This window comes from Luteibacter sp. ME-Dv--P-043b (genome assembly GCF_030209605.1).
Lineage (GTDB): Bacteria > Pseudomonadota > Gammaproteobacteria > Xanthomonadales > Rhodanobacteraceae > Luteibacter.
In genome coordinates this window covers 1-4,065 of record NZ_JARVRT010000036.1, presented here as the reverse complement: position 1 = coordinate 4,065, position 4,065 = coordinate 1, and the positions used below count along the sequence as shown (strand labels likewise).

The window sequence follows — 4,065 nt, the reverse complement described above, 5'->3', positions numbered from 1 at the left end:
CGGTGCCGCCGATGTACAGCTCACCGGGCACGCCCACCGGCACCGGCTGGAGGAACGTGTCGAGCACAAATACTTGGGTATTGGCAACCGGTTTGCCAATGGGCAACCGCTCATCGTCCCCAGGAGCGATCCCCAGAGGAACCTCGAAAGTGCAGCTAGCAACCGACGCTTCCGTGGGCCCGTACTGATTGACGATGCGGATGTTCGGCGTGCGGTTTCTCCATGGTGCGATATCGGCATACAGCATGGCTTCGCCGCCGAGCATCAGTATGTCGCAGGACGGCGCATACCCGAGATCGTTAAGGACCCTGAGTTGCGACGGCGTCATTTTCATTAGCGAATAGCCGGTCTGACTCGCGACATCGCCCGAAAGTAGTTCCAGCTCCTGCCGCTCTGGGAGCAGCGTCAAGGTTTCGCCTGCCAGAAGTGTTCCAAACCATGCGGTAATGTGGCCGTCAAAGCTGGCCGAGAGCATGGTCGGTGAGCCTTTACCCTTACCCGTATAGTACGCGGTGACCGATCGATGCACGTGGTTGATGAAGCCTGCCTGCGTGATTTGAACGCCCTTGGGAGTACCGGTAGAACCCGAGGTGTAGATAACGTAGGCCAAATGGTTGGACGCCGAGAGCAGCGGCGATCCACGGTCGCGCGGCCCCCTCGAGTCGTTGCTTTCGATCGCGAGGGGGGATGCTTCCTCGATCACTAAGCACCGTGTGCCACGCGGAAGAAGTGACGCCACGTTCTGCGTGATAACGACGCAGTGTGGTTTTGCATCATTAAGCATGAAGGTGAGTCGTTCGATTGGATACGTCGGATCAAGCGGAAGAAACGCAGCGCCACTTTTGAGCACCGCCAGTTGCGCCGTGACCAGCTCGAGCGAGCGTGGCAGAGCGATACCGATGATCACGTCGGGACCTGCTCCTTCTTGAACAAGACGCCGGGCGAGTCGATTTGCCCGTGCATCGAGCTCGGCGTAGGTAAGCTTGCGATCGCCCGATACCACGGCGATGGCGTCAGGCACATACGCGGCCCGGTCTTCGAAGCTTGCCACCACGGTCGTCATAGGGATCGGTCGAGCTGTGTCGTTCCACGCATGCACGATCGTTTGGCGCTCGTGGTCGTCGAGCAGGTCAACGATCGCCGCCCTCGTCGTATCTGCGCGAGCAATGATCTCGAATACTTTGACAAACTTTTCAGCGATGATCCGGACACGGTCGGCGTCGACGACGTCAGCTACATAACTGAAACGAAGTCCCAGGCTTTCTCCTGGCAGTACCGCCACACTGAGCGGATAGTGCGTGACGTCGCCGCCGGTTCCTCCGACAAGCCCCGCGCTCACTGCGTTAACTTCATCAGCGGGAGCCGCGTCGCCGTGAGGGAAGTTCTCGACGACAAGATGCGTGTCGAACAGTACATCGTGGCCCGCCGCGGCCTGGATGTAACTCAGCCCCACGTGTTGGTGATCCATAAGACCGGCCTGTTCTTCCTGCGTGCGCTGGATGAGTCCGCCCAACGATTCGCCTGCGAGGAACCGGGCACGGCAGGGAAGCGTATTGATAAACAAGCCCACCATGCGCTCGACGGACGGCAAGTCAGGTGAGCGGCCGGACACAGTTACGCCGAACATGACATCGTCGCGTCCGGTTAGATGCCTCAACAAGAGACCCCATGCGACCAGGGCGATATTGCTTAGTGTGGTACCCAGGTGTCGTCCCATCCGGACGATGCCCTTGTAGGTTTCCGGCGATAGCTCGACCGTATACGTCTCCGGGAACGATGAGGTGGGCAAAGCACCGGGAAAGAGGAGGGTCGGTTCTTCAAATTCAGCGAGATAGCGAATCCACTCTGTGTGGGACACCTCCTTCTCTTGGCGGTGAATCCAGGCCAGGAATTCACGATACGGAGTCACCGGCGGAAGTGCTCTCGCATGTCCACCCGCTCGATACGCGGCGATCAACTCTTGGAACACGATGGGAACGGACCAGCCGTCCAGGAGGATGTGGTGCACGGTAATGATGAGTTCATGGTGATCACCGGCGTATTGGATCAGGGTGAAACGGACCAGTGGTGGCCTCGCCGGATCGAATCGGCGGCACATGTCATCATTTAGGTACTTGTCGATCCCAGCCTTTGAGGCAGGATCGTCCAGTTGAGCAGTGAGATCCGTCCATTCCGGTTCAATGGAATCCGCTATCCATTGAATGGGTTCATCGACACCTTCGTGAAGGAAGGCTGCCCGAAGATGCTCATGGCGATCGAGGATCGCTCCCGCCGCAGCACGTAGAATATCGGCATCCAATCGGCCACGCAGTACAAACCTCATCTGCACGTGGTAGACGTCCATCGCGTCTTCGTCGTACAGCATATGAAACAGGAAGCCCTGCTGGAGCGGCGACAACGGAAGCACATCCCGGGGCATGCCGTGCTTTGCAACCATGTCATCAATTATGGCTTGTGACAGGTGAACCAGGGGATAGTCTGATGGTGCGGGACCTAGTGTAAATTGCGTTTTCGCGAGCGAATCCAGCATGGAGAACCAAGCCGTCGCGAGGTCGCGGACGTCGTCCTCAGTGAATAGGTCGCTTGCCCACGTCCATGTCGCGCTAAATCGGGGGCCCGCCGAATAATCGTGCGTGATAGCGTTAATAGAAAGCGGATGCGTCAGCGGCCGATCGACTGATCCTTCGGTGTCGAAGCTGCCCAGGGGAGACCATGGGCCACCGGAAGCGGAAGCAAATCGGCCAAGGTAGTTGAAGGAAATCTGAGGGGATGGGGTGGCAAGTTCTGTGGCCGTTTCCTCGTTGAGGTACCTTAGAAGTCCATACCCAATTCCGTGGTCGGGCAAACGCTCCAGATGTTGGGCCATGCGTTGAATGGCGCGGACCAAGTCGGGCGAACAAGCAGAAGCGCTATCGAGATCGATGTCAGCCATCTGTATAGCGATGGGGAACATGCTTGTGAACCAACCGACTGTGTGCGTCAGGTCAACATCGTCAAAGATATGTTCACGTCCATGCGCCTCGAGGTCTATCCGCACGGGTGACGAATCGGCCAGACCGTAGCGTCGACGCCAGCAGATAATCGCTACAGCGAACGTGCCCAGCAATACGTCGTTAACGGTGCCGTGCAGGTCCGCTGGAATGCGTGTAAGCAGTGCTTGCGTTGTATCTGTTGAAAGCGCAAGGGTAAGGCTCCCTGCTCGATTGGTCGTGTCCCTTAGTGGATCCAGTTTCCGGGGCGACAACAGCGGATCTTTCGTGTTCGCGCCGTCCGTCCACAATGGAAGTTCACTCTTCCGATGCGGAGACCGCGCCTCGGCTTGTAACAGCGTCGCCCAGTGGCGTAGCGACGTCGTGGCTGGTGACGGCGAAAGTGGGGCGCCATCGCGCAAGCTTTGATACGCAGTAGCAAGTTCCGGTATGACGATGCGCCAAGATACGCCATCCATCACAACGTGATGCACGGATAGGAGCAGGCATCCGGGCTGTTTGTCGGGCGCATCGAACCAGACCACTTCAATCATTCGCCCGTCGAAGGGAGCCAGGCGCAGATCGGCTGCTTGCGCTTCGCGTCTGATCGTGGTCAGGCTTTCGCTGCTTTGTGGGGAGTCTATGGGAATTCGCCTAATGCAGCTTTTCGCATCGATACTGCCAGTTGGACCGATGAGGAAGCCTCCATCGGGCGTCAGGGCTGCGCGTAGTGCCGCGTGGCGATCCAGGATGACCTGCAAAGCCCCGATGAGGTGCTTTTCATCGACCTCCGAAGGTAGCGAGATAAGCATCGACTGTCGAAATGCCTCGACCGGAGCACCTTGTTCAAGCCACCACCGAATGATGGGAGTGGCAGGAACGGTTCCGGTACCATCGTCGTACTGATGCTGACTTTCACTCGCACTCGCAGCACATGCAGCAAGTTCGGCGACCGTCTTTTTCTGGAATACCTGTTTGGGATTAAGTCGGAGACCGTTCTTTCGTGCTCGGCTCACGAGAACGATCGAGCCGATACTGTCCCCACCGAGGTCGAAGAAGGACTCGTCGATGCCGACGGTGTCCAGACCCAGCACCT

1 protein-coding gene is annotated in these 4,065 nt (G+C 58.1%); it reads right to left on the bottom strand.

The genetic code is table 11. From position 1 onward, the window contains the following. Positions 1-4,065: condensation domain-containing protein (locus tag QRN34_RS16720; protein WP_285406218.1), on the bottom strand; the 4,065-nt coding region annotated here is incomplete at both ends.